At 59.4% G+C, this 24494-nt stretch carries 11 protein-coding genes and 1 pseudogene; 8 read left to right on the top strand and 4 right to left on the bottom strand.

Annotated features, from left to right (window positions below):
- Positions 1-9: 9 nt before the first annotated feature.
- Entirely contained in the window at positions 10-4506 is a 4497-nt protein-coding gene (locus GX444_13180) for a radical SAM protein (GenBank protein NLH49533.1), read from the bottom strand.
- A 159-nt stretch (positions 4507-4665) separates the two neighbouring features.
- Between GX444_13180 and GX444_13175 the strand changes: the two genes are divergently transcribed.
- Positions 4666-10752, top strand: a complete 6087-nt coding sequence (locus GX444_13175; protein ID NLH49532.1) for a tetratricopeptide repeat protein — start codon at positions 4666-4668, stop codon at positions 10750-10752.
- A 59-nt stretch (positions 10753-10811) separates the two neighbouring features.
- Here the strand turns inward: GX444_13175 and GX444_13170 are convergent, their stop codons facing one another.
- Entirely contained in the window at positions 10812-11153 is a 342-nt protein-coding gene (locus tag GX444_13170) for a hypothetical protein (GenBank protein NLH49531.1), read from the bottom strand.
- 289 nt (positions 11154-11442) lie between these two features.
- On the opposite strand from GX444_13170, the gene GX444_13165 reads away from it, so the two are divergent.
- The 3 genes from GX444_13165 to GX444_13155 all read left to right on the top strand — a co-directional run bounded on the left by GX444_13165 (position 11443) and on the right by GX444_13155 (position 16750).
- Positions 11443-13395 carry a PAS domain S-box protein gene (locus GX444_13165; GenBank protein ID NLH49530.1) on the top strand — a complete coding sequence of 651 codons (1953 nt, stop codon included), beginning with the start codon at positions 11443-11445 and terminating at the stop codon, positions 13393-13395.
- 51 nt (positions 13396-13446) lie between these two features.
- Positions 13447-14979, top strand: a complete 1533-nt coding sequence (locus GX444_13160; GenBank protein ID NLH49529.1) for a response regulator — start codon at positions 13447-13449, stop codon at positions 14977-14979.
- 172 nt (positions 14980-15151) lie between these two features.
- Positions 15152-16750 carry a LysM peptidoglycan-binding domain-containing protein gene (locus tag GX444_13155; GenBank protein ID NLH49528.1) on the top strand — a complete coding sequence of 533 codons (1599 nt, stop codon included), beginning with the start codon at positions 15152-15154 and terminating at the stop codon, positions 16748-16750.
- 6 nt (positions 16751-16756) lie between these two features.
- Here the strand turns inward: GX444_13155 and GX444_13150 are convergent, their stop codons facing one another.
- Both GX444_13150 and GX444_13145 read right to left on the bottom strand, forming a co-directional pair.
- Positions 16757-18352, bottom strand: coding sequence for a hypothetical protein (locus GX444_13150; protein ID NLH49527.1), 1596 nt, complete (start codon positions 18350-18352; stop codon positions 16757-16759).
- 3 nt (positions 18353-18355) lie between these two features.
- Positions 18356-19534, bottom strand: a complete 1179-nt coding sequence (locus GX444_13145) for a glycosyltransferase family 4 protein (protein NLH49526.1) — start codon at positions 19532-19534, stop codon at positions 18356-18358.
- Between the two features lie 204 nt (positions 19535-19738).
- Between GX444_13145 and GX444_13140 the strand changes: the two genes are divergently transcribed.
- From GX444_13140 to GX444_13125, 4 genes and pseudogenes are all read left to right on the top strand, one after another.
- Positions 19739-20743: a hypothetical protein gene (locus GX444_13140; GenBank protein ID NLH49525.1), complete on the top strand. Its 1005-nt coding sequence runs from the start codon at positions 19739-19741 to the stop codon at positions 20741-20743.
- 153 nt (positions 20744-20896) lie between these two features.
- Positions 20897-21624, top strand: a pseudogene (locus GX444_13135) (DUF1003 domain-containing protein).
- A 91-nt stretch (positions 21625-21715) separates the two neighbouring features.
- Positions 21716-21913, top strand: a complete 198-nt coding sequence (locus GX444_13130) for a DUF2892 domain-containing protein (protein NLH49524.1) — start codon at positions 21716-21718, stop codon at positions 21911-21913.
- Positions 21914-22082: 169 nt separating this feature from the next.
- Complete coding sequence (locus GX444_13125; protein ID NLH49523.1) at positions 22083-24494, top strand: PAS domain S-box protein; 2412 nt, start codon at positions 22083-22085, stop codon at positions 24492-24494.

The raw sequence follows: 24494 nt of genomic DNA, 5'->3' as shown, positions 1-24494 counted from the left end.
ACGCGGTTTTCACGGCCGCTCAATCGGGAAGTAGACTCGGGGGTTTTTCAGCCGCTCGATTTCGGCCGCGGTAAAGCGGCGCAATCGTTCCGCGACGGCCAGATTATGGCCGAGGTTGTCGCAGGCCGCATAGCAATCGATCGCCCGGAAATAGGGGTCGCTTTTCGGAGTGCTCAGCGCGCGACGGCGGAATTCGGCATAGGCCGCGCTCGTCCAGACGGTCGGAAAATCCGTTTCCCGCAGGTTACCCAGCGGCAGCGCGTCGGCTTTGCAGCATGGAATGACCGAGCCGTCGGTTTTCACGCGGGCGTAAGTCCAGCCGATGCTGCACGGCACTTCGTCGATTTTGCCGGCGTCGTAGCCGCTCGCGGCGCGGCTTTGAATCCGCCGTAAAAACGAACCGTACCCCAGGAAACTGGTGAACTCGACCTTCACCGCGTAGCGCGCCTTGTCGATCGCGCATTGCGGATGCAGCGGACAGCGTTCGCATTCCTCCCGCGGGTAGAAAAAGAGCAGGGCGTTTTCGACCAGGTTGTCTTCCCGCACGTCGAGCCGCCATTCCTTGCGCGGACACAGCACGTCGAAGCGCGTGATGTCGTCCAGCTCGTAACGGAAACCCTTCGGCAGCAGGCTTTGCTTGATGAAGCGCGCGAACTCCAGGCCTTCGCCGTCGGCGTCAGGCCGGCGCCCGCCGCGCGTCGGGTCCAGTTCGAGGTAGTCGGGCCGCTTGGGCAGATCGTGCAGCTGGCGCAGGATCAGCTCCCGATCCTCGTCGGTCAGCGCCAACGAATCGGTCGCGCCGGGCACGACGTCGATCGGCGTGAATTCGATGAACTCCGCCAGCGCCTCGACCGCGAAGGTCACCATCGCCGCGACGTCCGCCGCGTTCAGGTGGCAGACCACTTGGTAAACCTTCACTTTGGGTGCAAACGTGCGGGCCTCGGCTTTCAACCGATGCAGGAGTTGCAATGATTCCTTGATCCGCGCGAGGGTTTTCGGTGACTGGTTCGGGTGAACGGCGGCGTAGACCTTGGGTGATCCGGCCCAGACGCTGACCGTCAGCCGGTCGAGACCGGCCGCCACCAGTTCGCGGCAGACTCGTTCGGTCAACAGCGTGCCGTTGGTGATCAGCGCGCAAGCCAGGCCGCGTTCCTTGATGCGGCGCACGATCGCCAGGGCGTCGGGATGGCAAAGCGGATCGCCGGCGCCCGAAAGCTGCACTTCCTTCGCGCCGAGGCGGGCCGCGTCGTCGATCAGTTTTTCGACCATTTCCAGAGGCAGGCGCCGCTGCTTTTCCTCGCCGGTGAAACGCCGGTCACCGAGCAAGGGCGAGTGATTCCAACAGCCCACGCAATCCAGGTTGCAAAAATTCGTCAGGTCGATTTCCAGGATTTCCGGACCGGCGAAAACCCGCGCGCCGTCCAGCACGCCGGCCAGCGCCCGGTTCGCGGCGACGAACTCTTCCGGCGCGGGCGGTTCGAGTTCCACCGTGGCTTCCGCCGGCGTCGCATGGCCGCAAGCCAACGGCCCCGCTCGGTCGCCGGCTTCCGTGCCATCGGTAGCGAAGCTGCGCAGGTTGTTGATTTCCGCGAGCAGCCGTTGCGCCCGTTCGTCGAGAGGAAGTTCGGGGGAGATCGCGGGGCCGGCTTGTTTGCCCTCCGTGAGGTTCGTCTCGCGGACCTCGATTTGCATGGCGCGGCAGAGGGTCAGCAGCTCGCGAATCCGGCGGTTGCGTTCGGCGGGCGTGTTGCGGCCGTCGCGGGAGCGCCACAGATAATGATAATCCCGCGCCGGCAGTTCGAGGCCGAATTGTTCGGCGTGCACCTGGATCGCCGTGCCGGTGATGACGTGCATCGAATTGATGCTCTTGATCTGGTCGATCCACGGCGCGTTTTCGCGAATGAACCGCAGAGTCTGTTGAAAATCCTCTTCCTCCTCGCCGGGGAACCCGACGATGATGAACAGGCAGGTTTTGATCCCCGCTTCGTGGCAGTCGCGGATGACTTGTTGCGCCTGTTCGACGGTGAAGAAGCGGCTTTTGCCCATCAGGCGCAGGACGCGCGGCGAGGCCGATTCCAACCCCCATTGAATTTCGGTGCAGCCCGCCCGCGCCATTTGCGCGAGCCGGTCGCGCGTCATCGCGGGCAGGGGGATGGCCTCGCCGTTCCAGCGGATTTCCAGGCCGTCGGCGATGAGGCGTTCGCAAATCTCCGCCAGGATCTCCGGATCGCCGTTAAGCAGGTTGTCGGCGACGGTGAAGCGGCGGTAACCGTGTTTTTCGACGTGGCGCTTCAACTCGGCGACGATGTGCGCGGCGCCGCGCATGCGAAAATCGCCGCTGATCTGTCGCCCCTTGCAGTAGGTGCAGTTGCCGATGCAGCCGCGCGACCATTCGAGGATCAGCGAATCGCCGGGGTACAGCGCGTGATCGAACTCATCGTAGGTCGGCGCGGGCAGGGCGTCGAGATCGGCGAGCGGCGGCCGGGGCGTGAACCGGCAGGCGCGTTTTTCGTCCAAGGTCAGCAGGCCGGGAACGTCGCGCCACGATTCGCCGGCCAGCGTGCGGCGCAAGGCTTCCAGCAAGGTCGCTTCGCCCTCGCCGATGCAGTAACCGTCGATCAGGTCGCCCGCTTCATCGAGAAAGATTTGCCGGTATTCCGGCGTAAAGCAGGCCGGCCCACCCAGCAGGATGCGCGTGGTGCGGTTGCGGAGGCGGAAGGCCTTGATGACTTCCAGGGTGATGCGTTCTTTGGGGTCGACGACGCTGAACCCGAGCAGCGGCGGCGCGAGGCGGACCAGTTCGGCGACGGCCTCGTCCAGCAGCGGTTGCAGCAGGTGCCGGACGACGGGGAACGTTTTTTCGTCGGACCAGAAATTCTTGTTTTCGACGTGCCACAACAGGCGCTGATTTTCGGGCACGGCGCGATAGAACCGGATGTTGAAATCGAGCACGGCGGTCCGGAACCCGTGGGCGCGCAGGTAGGTCGAGAGGTAAGCCAGGCCGACCGGCGGATTCTCGAAGCCCCAGGGGGGTAAGGTCACCAGCACCGCCTCGGGCGCCAGGGCGATTTTTTCGGCCAGGCGTCGCCGGATGGGTTGCTCCAGGCGCCGGAACGGGTGCTCTGGCGGGACCAGGCGGTCGTAAGCGAAATCGAGATTCAGCCCGCCGATCCAGATCGCCAATTCGGCGGCGCGCTTTTGCCGCCAGACAAGGTTGTTGTAGCCGCGGTGCGACCACTGGTCGGGATCGCGATCCGATGAGACCGTCAGCTTCCAGTTCTCGCTTTGCGCGGCCAACAGGCTGCCGGGCAACAGCCGGCAAGGCTGCAACCGATCCACGCCGTCCAGGCAATCGCGCAACTCGTGCAACGCCCGAACCGTGGCGAGAAAATCCGCGTCGGTTTCCCCGGGAAAACCGACGATCAAATTCAGCCGGGTTTCGATGCCGGCGGCGTGCGCCTGCCGGATGTTTTCCATCGCGGCGCGGCCGGTGTAAGGCTTGTTCATCGCCGTCAGCAGGTCGTCGGAAAAACTTTCGACGCCGAAGGTCAGTTTCCGGCAACCGGCCGCCGCCAAACGAGCGAAAGCCTCGGCGGGCAGATCTTCCCGCGGCGCCAACTGCCCCGACCAGCGAAAACCCCCGCGGCTTTCCGCCAGGCGATCGCTCATCTCCAGCAAGGCCGCCGGATCGTTGTCTAGAACCAAATCCTCGAAGACGAATTCCTCGACGCCCCATCGCCTCCGGTGTTGAACCATTTCCGCGACGACGCGCTCGGGGCTGCGCCGGCGGTACGGGCCTTCGATGGGCTGCTCGCCGCAGAACAGGCAGCGATAGCAGCAGCCGCGGCTCGAACGGATCGGTAGCGCGCCCGATAAATAATCGGCCGGCGGAAATTCCTCGAAGCTCGGGAAACCCAGGGCATCCAGGTCGCGTTGCGGTTCGCGGGGAATGAAGCGGCCGGCGCCGCGCGAATCGATCGGCAGAGCGCCGCGTAGCGCATCCCACGAAGCGACGTTCAAGCGCCGGTGCAGGATTTCCGTCACCGTTTCCTCGGGCTCGCCGAGGATGATGAAATCGGCCAGCCGGTCGCAGATGATGCGCTCGGTGTCGAGAAAAGCCGTTACGTCATGGACCAGCAGCGGTCGATCGGGGGCTTGCCGGCGAATTTCGCGCGCGACCTCGCGAACCATGTCCTGATTTGCTTCGGTTCGCGGCAGATACAGCATTTCGGCATCGATCGCCAGAATCGCCTCGGCGACGCGGCCGACCGAACCCAGGAAAAACCGCGTCGTGTCGCCGGAAAACGAGTCGGCGCCGATCGCGTCCCAGTGCCGCCGATCGTTTTCGGCGGCGTTCCGGTACTCGCGAAGATTCCAATCGAGCGCGCCGACCGCGAATCCCTGGGTTTGCAGATAGGTCGCCAGCCAGGCCGGTCCCAGGGGCGGTCGGTCAACCGGACCCGGCGGCAGGACGACGATGGCGAGCTGGCGGCGGCTTTGACTCATGGCAGCAGCATACTCAGGCGAGCGGCGGTGTCGCAAGGCGGGGGCTAATCCCGCGGTGGAGAATGAGGCTCGTTTTTTCGCGGAATGCTTTGACTTTCCTTCCGCCGACTCGTTATGCTTTCCGAAGTGGGTGGGCAAAGTCAGGGAGCCGAGACTTGCATGGGTGATAAGAAAGCCGGGCGGAAACTGGAGAAAAAATTGTTAGCCGGCCATTTCGGCGCGGCTGACTTTCGCCGGGCTTTGAGTGAAACGCTGCCGAATCCTTCACTGACGGTATCCGATTTCAACCTGGCGCTCGATCAGTCAGAGCTGCTTCGCAACGGTTCCCTGCAGCGCGTCAATCTGGCGGGCGTCCAATGGGCCGGCCGGGATCTCTCGGGGGCCAAACTGGCGGCGGTGAATCTGACCCTGGCCGACCTGAGCGGCGCCGACCTGAGCGAGGTCGATTTGACCGGCGCCAATTTGACCGGTGCCGATCTGTCGCGAGCGAATTTGAGTCGGGCGCGGTTATTCGGCGCTTTGCTTCACCAGGCTAATTTGGAAGGCGCAACGCTTGTCGACGCGGATTTCTCGGGCGCGGAAATTGTCGTGAGTTGTTTCGGCGGCGCCAAGGCGAGCGGATTGAAAGCCGGAAGTTCACGCTGGATTGGATCGAGGATCACCGACGGCGATTTTTCCGGGGCCGATTTTACCAAGGCGCGATTGATCGGCATGGATCTGCGGCGGGCCGATCTCACCGGCGTGAAGTTTTCCCGCGAGGCATTTTTTCAAACCGCGAGAACAATCAGGAGCCGATTGTTTGGCTTTGGCGATTTCATTTTCCGAAAAATCATCTGGGGATTGTTGATTCGTCCCGGAGTGGCTTTTGTCGCCAAAATCGTTCGAGTTCTATTGTTCGTTTGGCGGGTTTTATCCCATTTCCCGGGGATGTTCTGGCGCCACCGGCGGACGACAATTCCGGCGATCCTTTTTTTCGCGATTTTTAATTGGGTGTTTTTATTGGACATCATTTTCTGGCGTGGGACGAGCGAAACTTATCGAAGCGGCTTTATTTCCATGGCGGAAGAGTCTTTGGGGCAAGAACTTTCTTTGGATGGTTTGCTTTGCGAGAAGGTAGACCCCGTGGGAGAAAAGGTCGAGCAAAAGCCAAGTCGGCCTATCATCAGCGTCAATAATTATCTAAACCAGAAGTTGAACAACCTGGGCCCCCAATGGAAATTCTACCTGCTCAACAATGCCTACATTTTCACCTCGATTTTTCAGATGCATTTGGAATATGCCGATATTCTGGCGGCGTTGGGTAAAACCCGGGCCGCCGAAAATGAAATCTGGAGCCTGACGCAACAATACAGCGACCATCCTCTGCTTTCGGAAGCCTGGTTACGATTAGTTGAATTGGCCAAGACCGACGGCGACTTTTCGCTGGCGCGGGAATTGCTGGCGGAGCAGACGCGGACACCGATCAACCAAGGCGAAACCATCGGCTGGGAATCCTTTGCCGGAGCAAAGTACCTTTATCGCCATGGTTGTTTCGCGAACGCCGATACCTATTATGTTCGACTTGAAAAGCAAATCACCGGGCCTCGTCTGCTGGCCCAAATCAGTCTCGAACGTCTTCGGGTCGAATTGAACAAATCGTTGGCCCTGTCGGAAGACGGGCTGGCGATTTTTTCTGAAATAAAGCAGCGATTTCCTGAAAATCAGGAAGTTTCGACCGAAGCGGAGATCCTGGTCCAATGCCAAATGTTGAACGGCGTCGAGGAAAATAGCGAGGCGTTCGACAAACTACAGCTTCTTTTTCAACAACATTTGCAAGATGCCCTGGGGATCTCCGCCGGACTTTGTTTGGCGAATTATCTGGAAAGCTGGTTCCGTTACGCGGAAGCCAGCGCCCGGCTCGAGGAATTGTTGTCGGCCGATCACGATCACGGCTTGCGTTGGCTCGACCTCACCGCACGGCTCGTCGAATTGGACCTCTTGCAGAAAAAGCCGGATCAGGCGATTGCCCGCATTGACGCGAGGATGGCGAATCGTCCGCCGGGAATTTATTTCAAAAACCTATTGCTTCTGCGGGCGAGAGCGTTGATCGCCGCCGAGCGGCCGGTGGAAGCGATGGAGTTGTACGACCGGCTGCTTCAGGATTTCGCCGCGGCGCCGTCGCCGTTCGCCGAGGTGCTCATGGCGAAAGCCAGATTGTTGCAAGCCTTGGACCGCACTGCGGAGGCGATGCGGATTTATCGTCGGGTTACCGATTTTTCAAAGGATCAGGCCATCGTTTTTGAGGCCGTAAAGCAAATTGCCCTGGACCTCAGGGCACGCGAAGGACTTTATGAGGAACGCCATTACTTCAACCAATGGGTGAATAACTGGGGCATCGATTCTTCATTGCGGCTCGCTGTCAAGTTCTGGCTCGCGGATAATTTGCTGAAACAAAACAATTCCGGTCAAGCACTCCAATTAATCGATGAAATAGCGGCAAGCGGGACGCGGTTCTGGCTGGCTCAAGCCTTGGAAAAGAAGAAGGAGTACTATTTGTCCAAGGGCGATCTGACCCGGGTCGCCCAGATCAATGCCGAACTGCTGAAACGCATTCCCTACAACCCGGATCAGGGTTTTTCCAATCGCTTGCAGCTGGCCGACCTGCAATATCGGCATGGAAATATCGAAAACGCCATCCGGATTTACGAATCCATCGCCGACAGCGGCGGTCCGGAGATCCGCCTGGAAGGCCTGCAAGCGTTGCTGAAGATCTATTTTCAACTGAACCGCGAGAAGAAAGTCCGAGAGGTCCAGGAGCGAATTCAGAGCGAATACGCCGATGATCCGAATGTGCTGGCAAGCACCGGCCTGGCGGTCGCCGAATATTTTCTTCAGGCGGGAAAAGCCACGGAGGCGGCGGAGCTATTTCTTGCTCTCTCCCGGCAATCAGTCGATCAGTCGGCATCCCTTCGCGCGTTATTGGGCCTGGCGAAAAGCTATTTCAGCCTGGCAAGATTCAGCGAGGCGATTTCCATTTATCAACAAGTGTTGGCCGATTCGCCGGGCGACGGTTCGGCGGTGGCTTTTCAAGCCAGGCAAGGCTTGGGACTGATCGCCGAACAACAGCGCGATTACCCGCAAGCCATCCGCGAGTACGAGCAAGCCTTGTCGCTCGCCGAACAGGCGGAACCTCGTTTGTCGATTTTGACCGCGATCATTCGGGTAACCGCGGAAAACGGGCAGGCCGACCGGGCGCGGGGAATTCTGGCGGATCTGAAAAAGAAATACCCGGATCATCCGGCCGAGGTCGATGCCGCCGAGTTGGCTTTGCTGTCGATCCTGGCTCGACAGGGCAGGTCGGACGAAGCCATCGCCGGGTATGAAAAAATCGTCTCGTCGTCCGACAACGAATTGAACCTGGCGGAAGCCAATCGTTCCTTGATTTCCCTCCTCATGAACCGGAACCGACAGGTGGACGCCGAAGAAGTTTTTACTCGCTGGCGAAACGCGATCAGCGGCGACCCGGGACAGGTTTTCGCCGCAGATTTCTATTGGGCCGAAATCCTGCGGCAACACGCCGATTATGCGACCGCTGAAACGCTGCTCCGGCGAATCGCCGACCAAAAGGAATACCCCGCCGAACGCGCCCAAGCGCTTTTGGCGCTCGCGGAAATCGCCGCGGCCGGCAAGCGCCCGGACAACGCCATACGCTTGTATCAATTGACCGCCGAGGAATTCGTCGATTTTCCCGCCGTCCAGGGCGCGGCTTTCCAGGGCCTGGCTTCGCTGATGATCATGACCGGTCATCCGGACGAAGCCATCGCCGACTATCGGCGAATCCTGCAATTGCCGTTCGGCGAAAAGGAAAAGGTGGATGCCTATCTGTCGATGATCCGTCTTTATCGGCAGCAGGGGGACGAAGCGACGGCGGAAACCCTGATGCGGGAAATGGAACAAAGCTTTCCCGACAGCGTTTTGGCGCGATGGAATGCCTCCTTGGATCAAGCGGCCGAATTAACCGGCGTCGGCCGGTTCGATGAGGCTTTGGAGATTTATCGCAATTTGGCGAACGAGGTTCCCGATCCCGATCTCAAAGGACAAGCCCGGCTGGGCCTGGGGACGGTTTTCAAGGCGCAAGGCAAAACGGAAGAGGCGCGGCAAACATTCCGCGAGCTTACCGTCGATTCGCAAATTTCCCCGATCGTCAGGCGCGACGGCTACCAGCAATTGGCGGATTTGTTCCGTCGGAGCGGAAATTGGGATGATGCCGCCGCCGTGTTGACCGAAGGGATCGCCCAATTCGGCGATGCGGCGCTGAAGCATTCGTTGGAAGCCACGTTGGCGGCCGTCCGGTTGGAAAGCCAAAATCCGGCGGAAGCGGAAAAAATATTTCGGATGTGGGAGCAAAGCATCGACCCGCGTTTTCGCTTTGATGCCTGGCTGGGCTTGGGCCGGATGGCCATGGAAAAGCAGGATTATGAAGCGGCCCGCCAGTATTATCGGCAAGCGATCGAAACACCGGTCGAGAGCGATTTGCGTTGGCCGGCTTTGGAAAAAACCGCCCAATCTTTCCTGGCGGAACGACGCTTCGCGGAGGCGCAAAAAACCTTCGAATCGATGACGGATCAGTACGGGCATCTGCCCGTGGCTCGCTGGCAGGCCGAAAAAGGGATTGCCGAGATCGATCGGGCGCAAGGCCGGATCGCCGAAGCCATGACGGTTTATCGCCGCGCGCTCACGGAAACCGCCGACGTGAATGTCCGGCGAAGCGCGCGGACGGAAATGGCGCGACTCTATTTGCAACAGGGCGACGTCGAACACGCCAAAGCGATCTTTCTGGAGATGGCCAATGAAACCAAGGCCGCCAAGTCCGGTCCGGTGGAAATGGGCTTGGCGGAATTGATGGTGCAGAGCGGCGATCCTGACGCGGCCGCCAAGGTCTATCGCGAAGTGCTACGGCGTTCGCCCGGTTCGGCGGATGGCGCCATGGCGGCGACGGAATTGGTGCGGTTGTACGGAGAGGGCGGCGATTACCCGCGGGCGAAAAAGGAAATGACCGATTTGATTTCCGAGGTGAAGGGCAGTGCGGCGATCGCCTATCCCATTCATCTCGGACTGGCCGATTGGGCGGAACGGATCGGCCGGCGCGACGAGGCGGCCGGTGAATTCGAGGCGGCCCTCGGCTTCGCGTCCGACGTCGAGCAGAAAGCGCAAGCCTTGCTGGGATTGGGGCGGGCGCAGCAAAAAGCCGGTAGGTTGACTGAAGCCCAAGCGACTTTCCGCCGCGTCCTGGCCGAAAACAAAATCGCGCCGCCGACCCGCGCTCGGACCCTGCTCGACCTGGCGAATTTAAGCGTGGCGTTGCAGCAGCCGCAAACCGCGGGCGATTATTTCAAACAAGCGAGCGACGCTGCTTCCGGCCAACCGATCGCCGGCGAAGTGCTTGCCGATTGGGCCAATTGGTCGTTAACCGCCGATCGGATGGCTGAGTTCGAGGCATTGGTCGACCGCGCGGTCCGGCATTCGCCGGCCGACCCGTCGTTGCCCATCCGGTTGCGGCTCAATGCGGCCGAGCATTTCGTCCAACGGCTGGATTGGGATGGCGCCGACCGACAGTTGGCGCTGCTGATCCAGGCTTACGGCGAAACGCCGGCCATGGCGCCGGTTTATTTGCGCCGTGCTCAATTGGATCTGCAAGCGGGCCGCCTGGCCAAAGCCAGGGAAGACTTTTTATTCGTCGGCGCGACTTTCGCGGCGGATCGGGTCGCGGCGATAGAGGCCGAATTGGGATTGGCTAAAGTGACACGCGCCGCAGGCCAGACGGCTGCCGCGATCACGCAATTCCAGTCGATCATCGAGCGCTATCCCAATGACCGGATTACCGTGCGGGCGATGCAATTGTTGGCCGATCTATACGGCGAGTCGGGAAATGTGGACGGACAGAAAGCGATCTTGCGGCGACTCATCGCCGAACAAACCGAAGACCCAAGTGTAGTGCGCAATGCCCGCCTCACCCTGGCCGATTTGTACTTTTCGCAGGAAGATTTTACCCCGGCCCTGCGGGAATACTTGTCGATCGTTCAGGAGTACCCGCAAAGCGAGGAAGCGCTTTTTGCCAAGGCCAACGCAGCCCGCCTTTATGTTCGTCTCGGCGATAAAAAACGCGCCGTCGATCTCCTACAGGAAATCATCGCCGGCGGTCCCCCGGAACACGAGGTGGTCAAAGGAGCCAAACAACTGCTGGCCGAAATCTATCGCCGGGAATGAAATAATCGCCCCGCAGGCAATCATTCGTCGAAATTTTGGCTCAATTCCGGGAAATGACGCTACTTTTTATCCGGTGCGGCGCTTTCAGCGGCTTCCGAAGGCGGCATTTTGTCGATTTCGGCTTGAATTTGCTTGAAATAAGCCTTTGGCGCCACGATCATGACCGTCAACGCCGTCGGAACGGTCAGCAACATGGCGCCGATCCAGAGCGGAGTGCCCCAGGTCGGATTGTCGCGGTACCAGAAGGCAAAAGCGGCCAGAACGCCGACCAGACCGGGGTTGCCGATAAAACTGACCAGCAGGACCGGATGCTGCCGAATGAAGCGAAAACGCAGGAAAATCCCCAAAAGAGCCAATGAACCCGCAAGGATGCCGACGCCGATCCAGTCCATTTGAGTCATTTGTTCTCCGGTTGCAGAGTTCTCCGTGTCAGTGAAAGTACACTTCCCTTTGCGGCAAGTCAAAGCATGAAAACCACTTCCGGGGCGCGATGAATAAGGCTGTTGGAATTTCTTGATATTTCACGTTGTTGAGTATTTTTTCGCTTATCTTTTATCGCTGAGGTGTCGATCAGATTAACACCATGGAAGGGGGAAAACCAAACTCCGCATGTGATTGCCTCTGAAAACCACGGAATTTGCTACTTTTCCAACGGCGTTATGAGGTCAAAACGAAAATAAGGGATTTGGAGTGACGCAACAGAAAATCGGGACCTTTTCCAAGTCGACGTTCTTCTATCTCATTCTGGGATGGACGTTGATTCTGGTGCTGTCCGGTTTGTTGCGACTGTGGGCCGAAAAGGCCGATTGCCGGGAGATCGCCTACAATGAAGCGGTCGCCGCTTCCGAACGCGATCTGGCCTACCATGCCTGGAGCGCCGGCGTCGGCGGGGTTTACGCCCTGGAAGGAAAAGGCTCCCCGAGTCCCAACCCGTTTCTTCATGTCGACGATCGCGATCTGACTACCACCGATGGCCAGACCCTGACTTTGATCAATCCGGAATACATGATGCGGATTGTCTGGCAGGAGAAGCCGCGAGCCGGCGCGGCCGGGGTGCATCTGGTGGCGCTCAATCCGATCAATCCGGTCAATCAGGCCGACGAATGGGAAACGAATGCCTTGCATCGCCTGGCGGGCGGCGCGGCGGAAGTGGCCGAACAAGTGGATCTCAACGGGACGCCCTTTTTCCGCATGGTTCGTCCGATGCCGGCGGGCGAAAGTTGCCGGCGTTGCCATGAACATCTGGGATCTGGCTCATCGCAGATCGCCGGCGCGGTCAGCGTTTCGCTGAACATGTCGTCGTTGACGGTAATTCATCGGTTCAATCTGCAACAGTCCGCGATCGCCCATTTGTTGGTTTGGATCGCGGGTGTCATTATTCTTTTCCTGATTATTCGCTACAATCGTCGCGAACAAGTGGCGCAATTTTCCGCTCAGGAAGCGACCGCCCGCGCCGAAGGCGCCCTCGATCAAATCATGCAAAACACCGCCGATGGCTTGAGCATCATCGACCGGCAGTTGCGGATCATTCGGGTGAACAAACAATTTTGTCAGATCGCCGGCCAAACGGAGGAAAACATCGTCGGAAAGTCATGCCACGAGATTTTTCCTTGTTCGCATTGCGATTGGCATGAGTGTCCGGTCCATCGGGTGCTGATGGGCGAAAGCCACCTCGAGCGCGATTACGACCTCCCGGACCCGCGAACCGGCGCAATTCCCTACCGGGCGACTTTTTTCCCCTTGCGCGGTACGGGCGGCAACATCATCGGGGTCATCGGTCAATTCAAGAACATTGGCGATTTGCGACAAAGGCAGCAGGAGAAGGAAGATCAGATCCGGTTTCTGCAAAACGTCTTCGACGCCCTGCCGAATCCGGTTTTTTATAAAAACGCCGAAGGACGTTACGTCATCGTCAACGACGCGTTTTTCCGCCATCTCAACGCGACCCGCGAAGAAATCATCGGCAAGACCGACTTCGAATTATTCACTTTGGAACAAGCCGAAACCCTGCGAGAACAAGACGAGGAATTGCTGGCTCACCCCGGTGTGGAAATGACGGAAACCACCCTGGTGGTGGCCAGCGGCGCCACTAGGGAAGTCTTGCTCAGCCGCTCGACGCTGGTCGGACCCCAAGGAGACATTCAAGGCATTATCGGCGTTTACCTGGACATCACTTCGCGCAAGCGCGCGGAGCTGGCGCTGGCCGAATCGGAATCGCGGTATCGCATGCTGTTCGAAAGCGCCGCCGACGCCTTTTTCATCCACGGCGTCAACCAGCCCTTCCTGGCCGTCAACGAAACGGCCTGCACGTTGCTCGGCTTTTCCCGCCAGGAACTGTGGGTCAAGACCATGGCCGAACTGGGCTCCCCGGAATGCCAGCCGGACATCGCCCATCACATGCAGGAAATGGAGCTTCAGGGTCAGCAGGTTTTCGAAGCCACGCTGATCCGGGCGGACGGCAACCCGGTGCCGGTGGAGATCAACAACCGGCAAATCGAATATCAGCAAAAAACGGTGATTCTCTCCATCGTGCGCGATATCAGCCAGCGTAAAAAAGCCGAAGAAGAGTTGAAACGTCTGGTGAATTTGCTCGTCGCGTCCAATGATTCGCTGGAGGAATTGAACGCCCAGATCAGCAAATGAAACGAGCAGCTCAACCGCGAAATCGCCGACCGCCGCAAAGCGGAAGCCGCCTTGGCCGCGAGCGAGGAGCGGTACCGGCTGTTGGTGGAAAGCGCGCCCAGCCTCGTGGTCGTGCTGCATGAGGAACAAATCGCCTTCATCAACCGCACCGGCGCCCGCCTGCTGGGTGACGACAACCCGACGCGGTTCATCGGCCGGGCTTTCGCCGATTACATTCAGGAAACACAGCGCGGTCGCATCGTCAATGTTCTGAAGACCTTGAAAAACAATGCGACCAGCCTCGATTCCCTTCAGGTTCGTCTGACGCGCCTGAACGGCGAGGAAATCGTGGTCGAATTGTCGATGATCCCGACCGATTATCAGGGCCGGCCGGCCATCCATATGGTCGGCCATGACATCACGGGGAAACTGCAGGCCGAGGAAGAAAAGGAGCGGCTGCAGGAACAATTGCAACAGGCGCAAAAACTGGAATCCATCGGCCGGCTGGCCGGCGGCGTCGCCCACGATTTCAACAATATTCTGACCGGCATCCTGGGCTATGCCGACCTGTTGACGGACCCGGATTTCGACCCCAAGACGATGCGGGAAACCGCCGGTGAGATCCGCCGGGCCGCCGAAAGGGCGTCCAACATCACCCAACAGCTTCTTGCTTTCAGCCGCCGGCAGATGATCAAACCGCAATCGGTCAATCTCAATACCATCATCGGCGACTCGACCAAGATGTTGAAACGCTTGATCGGCGAACACATCGATCTGATGATCCAGCCCGTCACCGAGGAGTGCTTCGTGCATTTGGATGTCGGCCAGATGGAGCAGGTATTGGTCAATCTGGTCGTCAACGCGCGCGATGCCATGCCGGACGGCGGCATGGTCATGATCCGGATCGACCCGGTGGTGCTGACCGAAAGCGATTGCGAGGACAGTCAGGATCGTCTGCCGGGTTCCTATGCCCGGATTTCCATCACCGATACGGGCGTCGGGATGGCAGAAGAGGAACTGAAGCATATTTTCGAGCCGTTTTTCACCACCAAGGAGGTGGGAAAGGGCACCGGACTGGGTTTGTCAACGGTTTACGGGATCATTCAGCAGAACAACGGCTTTATCGAAGTGGAATCCCGGCTTGGCATCGGCACCACCTTCCGCATCTATCTACCGCGGGTTTCGGCGGTCGAGCCGATGCCGGTCAAGCAGGAGGTTGAAGTTCTGCCAGGCGGGTCGGAAACCATCCTGGTCGCCGAGGACGAACCGATGGTCCGTCAATTGGCCTGCCGGATTCTGGAGCGGCAGGGCTATCGGGTTCTCGAGGCCGAGGACGGGAAAGTGGCCTTGGAGGTCTTGGAAAAGTACGACGGGCGGCTCGATCTGGTTTTAACCGATGTCATCATGCCGCAGATGAACGGTAAACAATTGATCGAAAAGCTTTCCACTCTGCGAAAAGGATTTAAAATCCTCTATATGTCCGGATATACCGAGGATATCCTGGGTCATCACGGGGTGTTGGACGAAAAGACCCACTTCATCGCCAAGCCTTTCACGATCGAAACCCTGACCTACAAGGTGCGGGAAGTTTTGGACCAGGGATAGTGCCAATTTTACCCGGAAAATCGCCTTTATCTAATTCAACTTCTCAGAATCATTGAAGAAAAAGTCTCTTTGCAATTGCCGCATTAAAAATGCTATATTCGATCAAATTTTTCTGGAGGCATTGGGAAAGGGGAGGAGCCCGGTCGACCGGATCGACCCCCCGGAGGTAAGAATGACCCGGAAACACTGGTGGTGGTATCTAAGTATTTTCCTGGTGACGCTGGTGTTCGTTTCGACCGCCCTGGCGATGGAACCCGATGAGAGCGACCAGGACGACGGTCAGGAAGACGGTGATGAGGATGCCGGGGATACTCCCCCCGTCATCGATCAGGCGACAACCGTAGAGACGATTCCGCTGGCCATTAACGACGAAGAAGGGGATGCCGCCAGCGACGAAGGCGAAGATGGAGTCATCGCCGACGGTCTCCAATCCACGAATCCATCTCCCTATTCCCTGCTTTCTCCAACCGAATTGCCTTTCGCCGATATAAGCGACGCTGATTTCCAAAAACTGTTGCAGGAAAACCCGACGGCTCTGGGAGCCATGTCGATCGGTTTCACCAACAGCGGCGCTTTGATGGGCGGAATGCAAATGCCGGAAGACCCGCGGTGGCGCATCGTCAATCCGCGGGAAACCTGGGGCACCCAGGAAACAATCGATGGCTTACGCACGGCGATCACCACGGTCAACGAGGCGTTTCCCAATACCCCGCCGCTGAACCTCGGCGACATCAGCGACGAGGACGGCGGCCGGCTCAATCGCCACGTCAGTCACCAGGCGGGTCGTGACGCGGATGTCGGTTTCTACTTCACCGACGGTTCGCCCTGGTATACGCCCGGCAACCACGGCACCTTCGACCTGCCGCGCAACTGGGCCCTGGTCCGCGCCTTCGTGGTGCATGCGGATATCGAAATCATTCTGCTCGACTCGCGAATCCAACGCGAGCTTTACGAGTACGCGCTTTCCATCGGCGAGGATCCCGCCTGGCTGGCGACGATCTTCCAGTACCCCAACGGCAGTCGACAGTCGATCGTCCGGCATGCCCGGGGGCATGCGACGCATTATCACGTCCGTTTCTACAATCCGCGCGCCCAGGAATTGGGCCGGCGGGCTTATCCGATCCTCTTGGCGGCCGGTAAGGTCAAGCCGCCGACTTTCTACACCTATCATCGCGCCCGTAAAGGCGACACCCTGGGTGGAATCGCCCGGCGGTACCACACCTCCGTGGCCGCGTTGAAGCGGGCGAACGGCTTGCGCTCCAACAGCATCCGCGCCGGCCGCTCCTATCGCGTCGCCTGCCGTGGCGGCGTCTCGCGAGTTCCGGGGCCGCTGAGCCTCCCGGCGCGCCGCTTCCCGCCCTCGACGCCGGTCATCCTGGCGCAAGCCAACTGGGCGCCCAAGGGATTCGCCGCGCCGATGATTCGGCGGCAAATGGCGATCACCACCGATAATTCCGGCCGGCGAATCGCCAGCTTGATGACCGTCACTTTTGACGTGACTCCGCAGGCGACGAAAGACGAACAACCCGCTCAACTGAACGCAGAGGCGGGGGCCGACGCGGCAAAATCCGCGGCGATGACGGCCAAGGTCGGGAAAAAGCAGGCCGGTTCCGGTTCGCGGATCAGCTACCGGGTGCGTTCGGGCGACAACCTGTGGAGCATTGCGCACCGGCACGGGCTGAACGTCAAGGACATCAAGCGCTGGAACGGTCTGCATTCCGAATCGCTCAAGCCCGGCCAGCGGTTAGTGTTGTATACGAAAAAGAAATAATCCCGGCTATTCGACCGGTTCCTCGCGCCGATAGATGAACAGATACCAGGTGATCGGCGACCGGCTGCGAAATTTTTCCACCAGGCGATAGCTCTGAAAACGCGCGTCCGCGGCGATGGGCATGAATTCCGCCAGTCCGGCCAGGTGATCCCAGGCGAAACTGGTGGCCGCCACGGCCGCCGGCTGTCGGCGAAAGAAGTACTCGCGGAGCGTTTGCGCATCGCGCGGCGAAAACGGCAGGAACGGGTCGTTCAGGCCGCCGAAGTCAATCGCGGGCCGGTCGGCGTAATAAGGGATCCGCCCGGCGTCGATGAACACGGCCACGGTCTGATCGGGCCGCAATTGGTCGCGCAGATACCGGCCGGCCGGCCGATGCTCTTCCTCGTGCAGCAGTGCGTAATCCCTGGCATAGCGAACTTCGACGGGAAAGGCCTGAAGATTCAGAACCAGTTGCCCGCCGAGGATCACCGCGGCGAAGGCCGGCAATAAAAAGCGGCGGATTGAAGCGCGCTCGGGCGACCTGCCGAGCCCTGAAAAGGCCCGGCCGAGCGTGACGCCCAGCAGGGCGATCACCGGCGGCAGCAGCGGCATCCAGAAACGAAAGAAAAAATTCATCCAGAGTTCGGCGCGCGCATAGGTCAGGATCAGCGTTGCGGCGAACAGCAGCATGGCCGCGGCGGCCGCCGCGAGGGAAAGCCCGGATTCCCTTGATGCGACGGGCGTTTCTGGACGTGATTGCCGGCCGGCGATCAGGAACGCCGCACCCAGGAGAATGCCGCCGGCCGGCAGGAAGAGAAATTCGAAAAAGAAGGATTGCAGATTCAACCAGACCGCCGGGTTCCAGCCCGCCGCGTGCCGCTTCGCGTAAAAGGTGTTCGGCAGCAGGTGGCCGTAATAGGAAAACCGCCAGACGAAATAGGCCGCCCCGGGCAGGATGAAAAACAGCAGCACCCGCTTCCACAACGGTTGGGTCGCGCGGCCCAGTTTCCGGTAAGTCGCGAGCGCGGCGCAAAACAGGAAGGCGGCGAACGCCACTCCCTCCGGCCGGGCCAGCCCGAGAATCAGCAAGGCCGCGGCAAAATACGCTTCGCGATGGCGGAATTTCCCGCGATCGGAGAACAAACGCAGAAACGAATAGATCGCGGCGAGCATCGCGGTCGTGAAGAGCATCGTTTCCATGCCGCTGGCGCTGTGCAGGTAAATGAGCGGGTAGGAAAAATAGAGTAAAACGCACCCGCCGCGAACGATTTCGCCGGCGGTCAAAAGATTGAAAATCCAGACCAGGAAAAGCGCGCCGCCCAAGGTCGACAGCGGGAGCAGCCACGGTCCGGCGACATCCGCCGGAATTCCCGGCAGGCGCAACGCGGCCAGCAGCAGCGGATACAGGATGCCCGTATAACCTTCGACCGGCGTCTGGCCGGGATTGAAGGTCAGTTGGCCGTGGCGCGCCAGATTGTCGGCATAGCGAAAAAGAATGAACGCGTCGTCGGCCAGCCAGCGTGGAAACCACGCCAGCCCCGCGATGCCGCCCGCGAACGCGACGATCGTCAGCGGATAGGTGCGCAGGAAGCGGCCGGCGGCGGACAGCGTTGGACTGGGCATCGTTTATCCGGGGCGAGGCGAGGCGAGTTCGGTCAGAAAGCGGCCGATCCGCTCGCCGCGCCGGGTCCAGGAAAGATCGGGGAGGAGTTGTTCGATGCGGGCGCGGCAGCGGGCATGCAGTTCGCCGTCCAGGCACAGCCGCCGCATAGCCCCCGCCAGCGCCGCCGGATCGTCGAACGGCGCCAGCAAACCGGTCTGCTCGGGCTCGACGACCTCGCGCGTCACCGGCGCGTCGACCGTCACCACCGGCAGCCCCGCCGCGTAATACTCCATGATTTTCAGCGGCGAGGTGAGCACGCGGTTGAAAAAGCAATCGCGCATCGGCAGCACGCCGACCCGGCCGCGCGACAGGTGCTCCCGGACGGCCGCCGCCGGCACGTGCCCGGTGAACTCCACGCGAGCCTCGACCCCGAGCCGCGCCGCTTCCGCCTTGAGGTCGGCGAGCGGGTCGCCGCCGCCCACGATGATCGCCCGCAGGTCGGGGGCCAGTTTCAGCGCCTCGAACAGCAGTTGCAGCCCCTTGTGCTTGTGAAGCTGGCCGGCGTAGACGACCACCGGTTCCGCGCTGACGGCGGGCAACGCGGCGGGCGCGTCCAGCCCGGTCGGCACGACCTCGACCCGGGCCGCTGGATAGCACTGCCGCATCAGTTCGCCCGTCGCCCGGCGCAAGGCGATCACCCCGGCCAGCCGCGGGATCGTTTCTTTCTCGACCGCTTGCAGAAACCGTTCGCGCCGTAGCTTTTTGCCGTCGATCATCCACTCGGCGCCGCTCCATTTGCGTTCGATGTCGGCGTACCAGTCGTGCATTTCGTAGACGAGCGGCGCGGGCAACTCGTGCCGCGACAGGTATTGAGCCAGGGTCAGCGTGCGCACGATGATCCCGTCCGCGCCGACCGCCTCGGTTTGCAGCAACTTGAAAGCGGCCCGGAAGAATCGCCGCGAATAAGCGATCCGCCACGAACCCAGTTCGATGGCCGGCGGCGCGGGAAGCAGAATGCGCAGATTCTCCGGCGGTTTGACGCCGTAATATTCCAGCGCTTCGGCGACGGTCCGCCGGTTCCGCGGCATGATCAAAACGGTTTCGTGACCGGCCTTGGCCAGGCCGACGGCGGTGGACAAGGCAAAGACGCTGCCGGCCATCGGCGAGGGAAGCGGATCGGTATGGAGATAAACGATTTTCATTTGAGGCCGTGAGGCTATCACGAACCCTTCGGAGCGACAAGTTTCGCGCCGGCTTTCCGGTCGACCGCCATCGCCCGTCGGCGGGTCGGACGGCCGCTTGTCAGAAATAGTTACTTGGAATATATCCTGAGAGGCAGATATCACACCAAGTATTTTTTTCATCCGGAAGGCCTGATCTAACCATCGGTAAAAGGGGGTATTTGAATGAAACAGCGAGCTCATACCTGGCTGGCATTGCGAGCGATCGCGCTGCTGCGTGACGAAGGAAGCCAATCGCACCAATGGTTTGTCGATTTGATCGAGCCGTATGCGAAAGCGGCGGCGGTCGGCGCCTGGATTCCCGATCTGCAGGAGTCGAAAAAAGGAAGCGGGAACCTCGACAATCACGTCCTGAAGATGGTGCCGTATCTCGGTGACCTGAAGAAAAAGTTCGTCGTGAAGAAAGAGAAGTTGTTGGAGGATTTGGGCTCGGAACGGCAGGTGACGGCTTTGCTGCGGCAGGATCAATCGCTGGACAGTGCCTGGTGGCAGACGCCGTATAAAGCGGATCCGAGTCCCGGACAACATCTGGCCAACCGCGCAATGGCGTTGACGATCACGATCAAGGATTTGTTGATTCTGGGCAATCAGCAAATCCAGGATTATCTGCCAGGTAAAGTGTCTTTCATCGGGGATGTCGACAAAAACACCTTGGCCCGGCAGGAAGAAGTGGCCACTTTTCTTTTCATGCTCAGTCATTTCATCGCCGATGCCGGTATGCCGTGCCACTGCGACGGCCGTGTGTTGACCAATTACAAAGGCAAACTTCACAAACAATTGGAAGCGCGCTGGGATAAGAAAATCGGCACTTTTTTTGAAAAGGAGGATTTTCTCCAGAGTAAGTTGTCGGCGAAAGACATTCTCGCCAAGGTTCGCGAGGTCGATGCCAAATTCAAAATGACTTTTCAACCGGCGATACCCGACCTCGACAAGGATCACGACGTCTGGAACGAAATGATGACCATTGCCCGCGGCTCGTTCGCGCTGTCGTCGGTGATCGTGCCGCCGAAAAAAATCCCTTACGACTCGGATGATCTGATCAGCTTGGACGAAGTGTTTGCCGCCGACAAGGCGCCCGTGTCGGGCGAGGAATTCGATCGGGCCGTCCTGCACGACGCCGTGTTGAATATCGCCATGATCTGGAAGCACGTCGCCAACGCGTTCAATTGATTGAAACCATCCCTCGAATAAAGGGCGGGCTGGCGATTCGAACGCCGGCCCGCCGGCAGCTTGCTCCCGAACAGAGTTGCGTTCCGGTTGCGCCGACGGAAAAAATGCGCCATTCATTAGTCACGCGACCAACCGCCGAAAAAGGGAAAATGAATGAGCCACAACCCCGCGAAAACCGCCGTCTGCCAGGTCTGTCACGAGGAAAAACCGCTGAACCAGATGATGCCCGCGGAAACGTTGCGCGACAACATCGTCCAGGTCATTCGTAAAAAAATCCGGATTGGACGCCTACGGGTTATGTTTGTCTGGCCGATTTGACGAGCTTTCGCGCCGAGCACGTGGCCGATCTGCTGGCCGAGGATCGCGGCGAATTGTCCGACCTCGAAAAGGACGTGGTGGAGGCGATCCGCGACCAGGAATTGCTTACCGCCAACGCCGACCGCGAATACAGCCAGTCGGTTTCCTTCGGGCAGCGGGTGGCGGATCAAGTCGCTTCGTTCGGCGGCAGTTGGAATTTCATCGGCCTCTTCGCGGCATTCATGCTGGTCTGGGTGCTGGCGAATTCACATTGGCTGTTCAGCGCGCCGTTCGATCCGTTTCCTTACATTCTCTTGAACCTCATGTTGTCCTGCCTGGCGGCGATCCAGGCCCCGGTCATCATGATGAGCCAGAACCGGCAGGAATCGCGCGACCGGGTGCGCGACGACAACGATTACCGCATCAACTTGAAAGCCGAGCTGGAAATCCGCATCCTGAACGAAAAAGTGGACCGGTTGATCAATCACCAGTGGCAGCGGTTACTGGAGATCCAGCAGGTGCAGACCGAACTGATGGAAGAGTTGATGCGCGGTCGCGTAAAAACCGCTGTCGAAGCGAAATAGCGGACGGGTCTACTCGACAAATTGCGATTCGGCGTTAGGTTGACGGAAGAAAGAAACGGTCGGCGACCCGGTCGCCGGGGCGGAGGAAATCATGACGAAGAACATCGGCGACTTGGACCGTGCGTTGCGGATAATCGCCGGCCTGTCGATCCTGGGGGTGGGTCTCTACTTGAAAACCTGGTGGGGTTTGCTCGGCGTTATTCCGCTGATTACCGCCTCCATCCGTTGGTGCCCGCTATACCTGCCATTCGGCCTGAATACCTTGCGGAAAAAAATGAAATCCGAATAAACGGACCATTTGATCCACTCAATCAATCGTCAACTGATAATAGACATTAAATCATATACATAACTAGTTTATGTAATGCTTATTTTTATATTTTTACGAAACGGCAAAATAGTTTTCAACTTGTATAAAAGGGTCCGCCTCATCTATAGTTTTATCAAGAGGCGGGATCATGCTCGACGATAGTAAATCAAGAGAGCAACTCCTGCGGGAATTGCGGGAAGCGCACCGGCGTATCGCCGAATTGGAACAGGCCGAACAAGACTTGGCAATGATTTTTCAGATGTCCCTGGATCTGGTTTGCATCGCCGATATCAACACGGCCACCTTCCTCAAGATCAACCCGGCTTTTCAGGATGTGCTGGGTTATTCGGAAGCCGACTTGCTCGGCCGGCCTTTCCTGGAATTCATCCACCCGGACGATGTCGCCAAGACCATCGAGGTCATCGAGCGGGAACTGAAAGCCGGGAGGCGCGTCGTTCACTTCGAAAACCGCTATCGGGCCGCCGACGGCGTTTACCACCACCTGGAGTGGACTTCCCATCCGAAGGCGGAGCAGGGCATCACTTTTGCCGTGGCGCGGGACATCACCGACCGCATACAGGCGGAAAAGGCCCTGCGGGAAAGCGAGGTGCGGTTCAAGGGACTGGTCGAACAGTCGCCGTTCAGCATCCAGATCATGGATGAAACCGGGAAGACGATCCAGGTCAATCAGGAGTGGGAACGGCTCTGGGGTGCGACGCTGGACGATTTGGAAAAGTACAACATGCTGGAAGATCCCCAACTCGCGGAGGTCGGCATTCTGCCGTTCATCAAGCAGGCGTTCGCCGGCGAATCCGTCGTGCTTCCCGCCGTAGAGTATTCGGCGGAGAAAATTCTCGGGAAAGGGTGTACGCGCTGGGTTCAGGCGCGGGCTTTTCCGGTCCGGGACGAAGCCGGAAAAATCCGCGAGGTCACGTTGGTGCACGAGGACATCACCGACCGCAAGCGGGTGGAAGAGGCGCTGCGCGAGAGCGAAAAACGCTTCCGCTTGCTGGTGCAGAATTCCAACGACGTGATCCAGATTTTGGACCGCTACGGCATTCCCATCTATACCAGCGATCAGATCACGCGCCTTCTCGGTTATTCGCCGGAGGAACTGAATGGCGTTTCGGCCTTTGACGGCATTCATCCGGACGACTTGCCGATGATCCGCGACACTTTTGCCAAAGGCCTGCAAGTGCCGGGCGCGGTGCGCAAAGCCGAGTATCGTTACCGGCATAAAAACGGCAACTGGGTTCACCTCGAAACGATCGGTAGCAACCTGTTGCACGATCCGGCCGTTCAAGGGATCGTCCTGAATATCCGCGACATCTCGGAGCGCGCCAAGGCCGATCAGGAGCAACGGAAGCTCCAGGATCAACTGCAACAGGCGATGAAAATGGAAGCGGTCGGCCGTCTGGCGGGCGGCGTGGCGCACGATTTCAACAATTTGTTGACCGGCATCAGCGGCAACGTACAACTGGCGTTGTTGGATTTGAAGCCGAACGATCCGTTGGCGGAGACGCTGGCGGAGATCGGCAAGGCGGCGGAAAGCGCGGGCGCATTGACCCGGCAACTGCTGGCCTTTTCGCGCAAGCAACTCATCGAGCCGCGGGTACTGGACCTGAACGAGCTGATTTCGTCGATGCACAAGATGTTGGGTCGATTGATCGGCGAGGACATCGAATTGCGAATCATCCTCGGGGAAGGCCTGGACGCGGTCAAGATCGATCCCGGGCAATTCGAGCAAATCCTGGTGAACCTGGCGATCAACGCTCGCGATGCCATGCCCGACGGCGGCAACCTGCTGATCGAGACGGCGGGCGTCGAATTGGACGAGGAATACTGCCGCGCTCATTCCTATCCCCGGGCGGGAAAATGCGTGATGCTCGCGGTCAGCGATACCGGCTTCGGGATGAGCGAAGAAACCAAGGCGCATCTTTTTGAACCCTTTTTCACCACCAAGGAAAAAGGCAAGGGCACGGGCCTGGGTTTGGCGACGATTTACGGCGCCGTGAAACAGGCGGGCGGAAACATCGAGGTCTATTCCGAGGAAGGCCGGGGAACCACCTTTAAAATCTACCTGCCGAGGATCGAGGAGAAAGCGGAAAAACTCGAACGCGACGGCCTGCCGCGGGAAATTCCCGGCGGCGACGAGACGGTTTTTCTGGTGGAAGACGAGGAACTGGTCCGGAAGCTGGCGATCAAGGTCCTCAAACGCCTGGGATACAAAACGCTGCACGCCGACAGCGGCGGTGATGCGCTGGTTATCGCCGAACAGTATCCCGCGCCGATCCACCTGCTGCTCACCGATGTCGTGATGCCGGGAATCAACGGCCGGCAACTGGCGGAGCGGTTCGCGAAAATCCATCCCGAAACCAGGGTGCTTTTTTCATCGGGGTACACCGAGGACATCATCGCCCATCATGGAATGATCGATAAAGGTCTGCACTTCATCGGCAAACCCTACGCGCCGCGCGCCTTGGCGAAGGCGATCCGAAAAGTTTTGGACGAAACGGCATCCCCGGAGGCGGACAACGGGAACAAAGCCGGCGAACCTTGA

The sequence above is a fragment of the Myxococcales bacterium genome, assembly GCA_012517325.1.
In the GTDB taxonomy this organism is placed as follows: domain Bacteria; phylum Lernaellota; class Lernaellaia; order Lernaellales; family Lernaellaceae; genus JAAYVF01.
This window is presented reverse-complemented; position numbering and strand designations above follow the sequence as displayed.

What these genes read in the sequence shown, in the direction of transcription:
- GX444_13180 (NLH49533.1), bottom strand. Translation starts at nt 4,506, where the DNA reads ATGAGTCAAAGCCGCCGCCAGCTCGCCATCGTCGTCCTGCCGCCGGGT.
- GX444_13175 (NLH49532.1), top strand. Translation starts at nt 4,666, where the DNA reads ATGGGTGATAAGAAAGCCGGGCGGAAACTGGAGAAAAAATTGTTAGCC.
- GX444_13170 (NLH49531.1), bottom strand. Translation starts at nt 11,153, where the DNA reads ATGACTCAAATGGACTGGATCGGCGTCGGCATCCTTGCGGGTTCATTG.
- GX444_13155 (NLH49528.1), top strand. Translation starts at nt 15,152, where the DNA reads ATGACCCGGAAACACTGGTGGTGGTATCTAAGTATTTTCCTGGTGACG.
- GX444_13150 (NLH49527.1), bottom strand. Translation starts at nt 18,352, where the DNA reads ATGCCCAGTCCAACGCTGTCCGCCGCCGGCCGCTTCCTGCGCACCTAT.
- GX444_13145 (NLH49526.1), bottom strand. Translation starts at nt 19,534, where the DNA reads ATGAAAATCGTTTATCTCCATACCGATCCGCTTCCCTCGCCGATGGCC.
- GX444_13140 (NLH49525.1), top strand. Translation starts at nt 19,739, where the DNA reads ATGAAACAGCGAGCTCATACCTGGCTGGCATTGCGAGCGATCGCGCTG.
- GX444_13130 (NLH49524.1), top strand. Translation starts at nt 21,716, where the DNA reads ATGACGAAGAACATCGGCGACTTGGACCGTGCGTTGCGGATAATCGCC.
- GX444_13125 (NLH49523.1), top strand. Translation starts at nt 22,083, where the DNA reads ATGCTCGACGATAGTAAATCAAGAGAGCAACTCCTGCGGGAATTGCGG.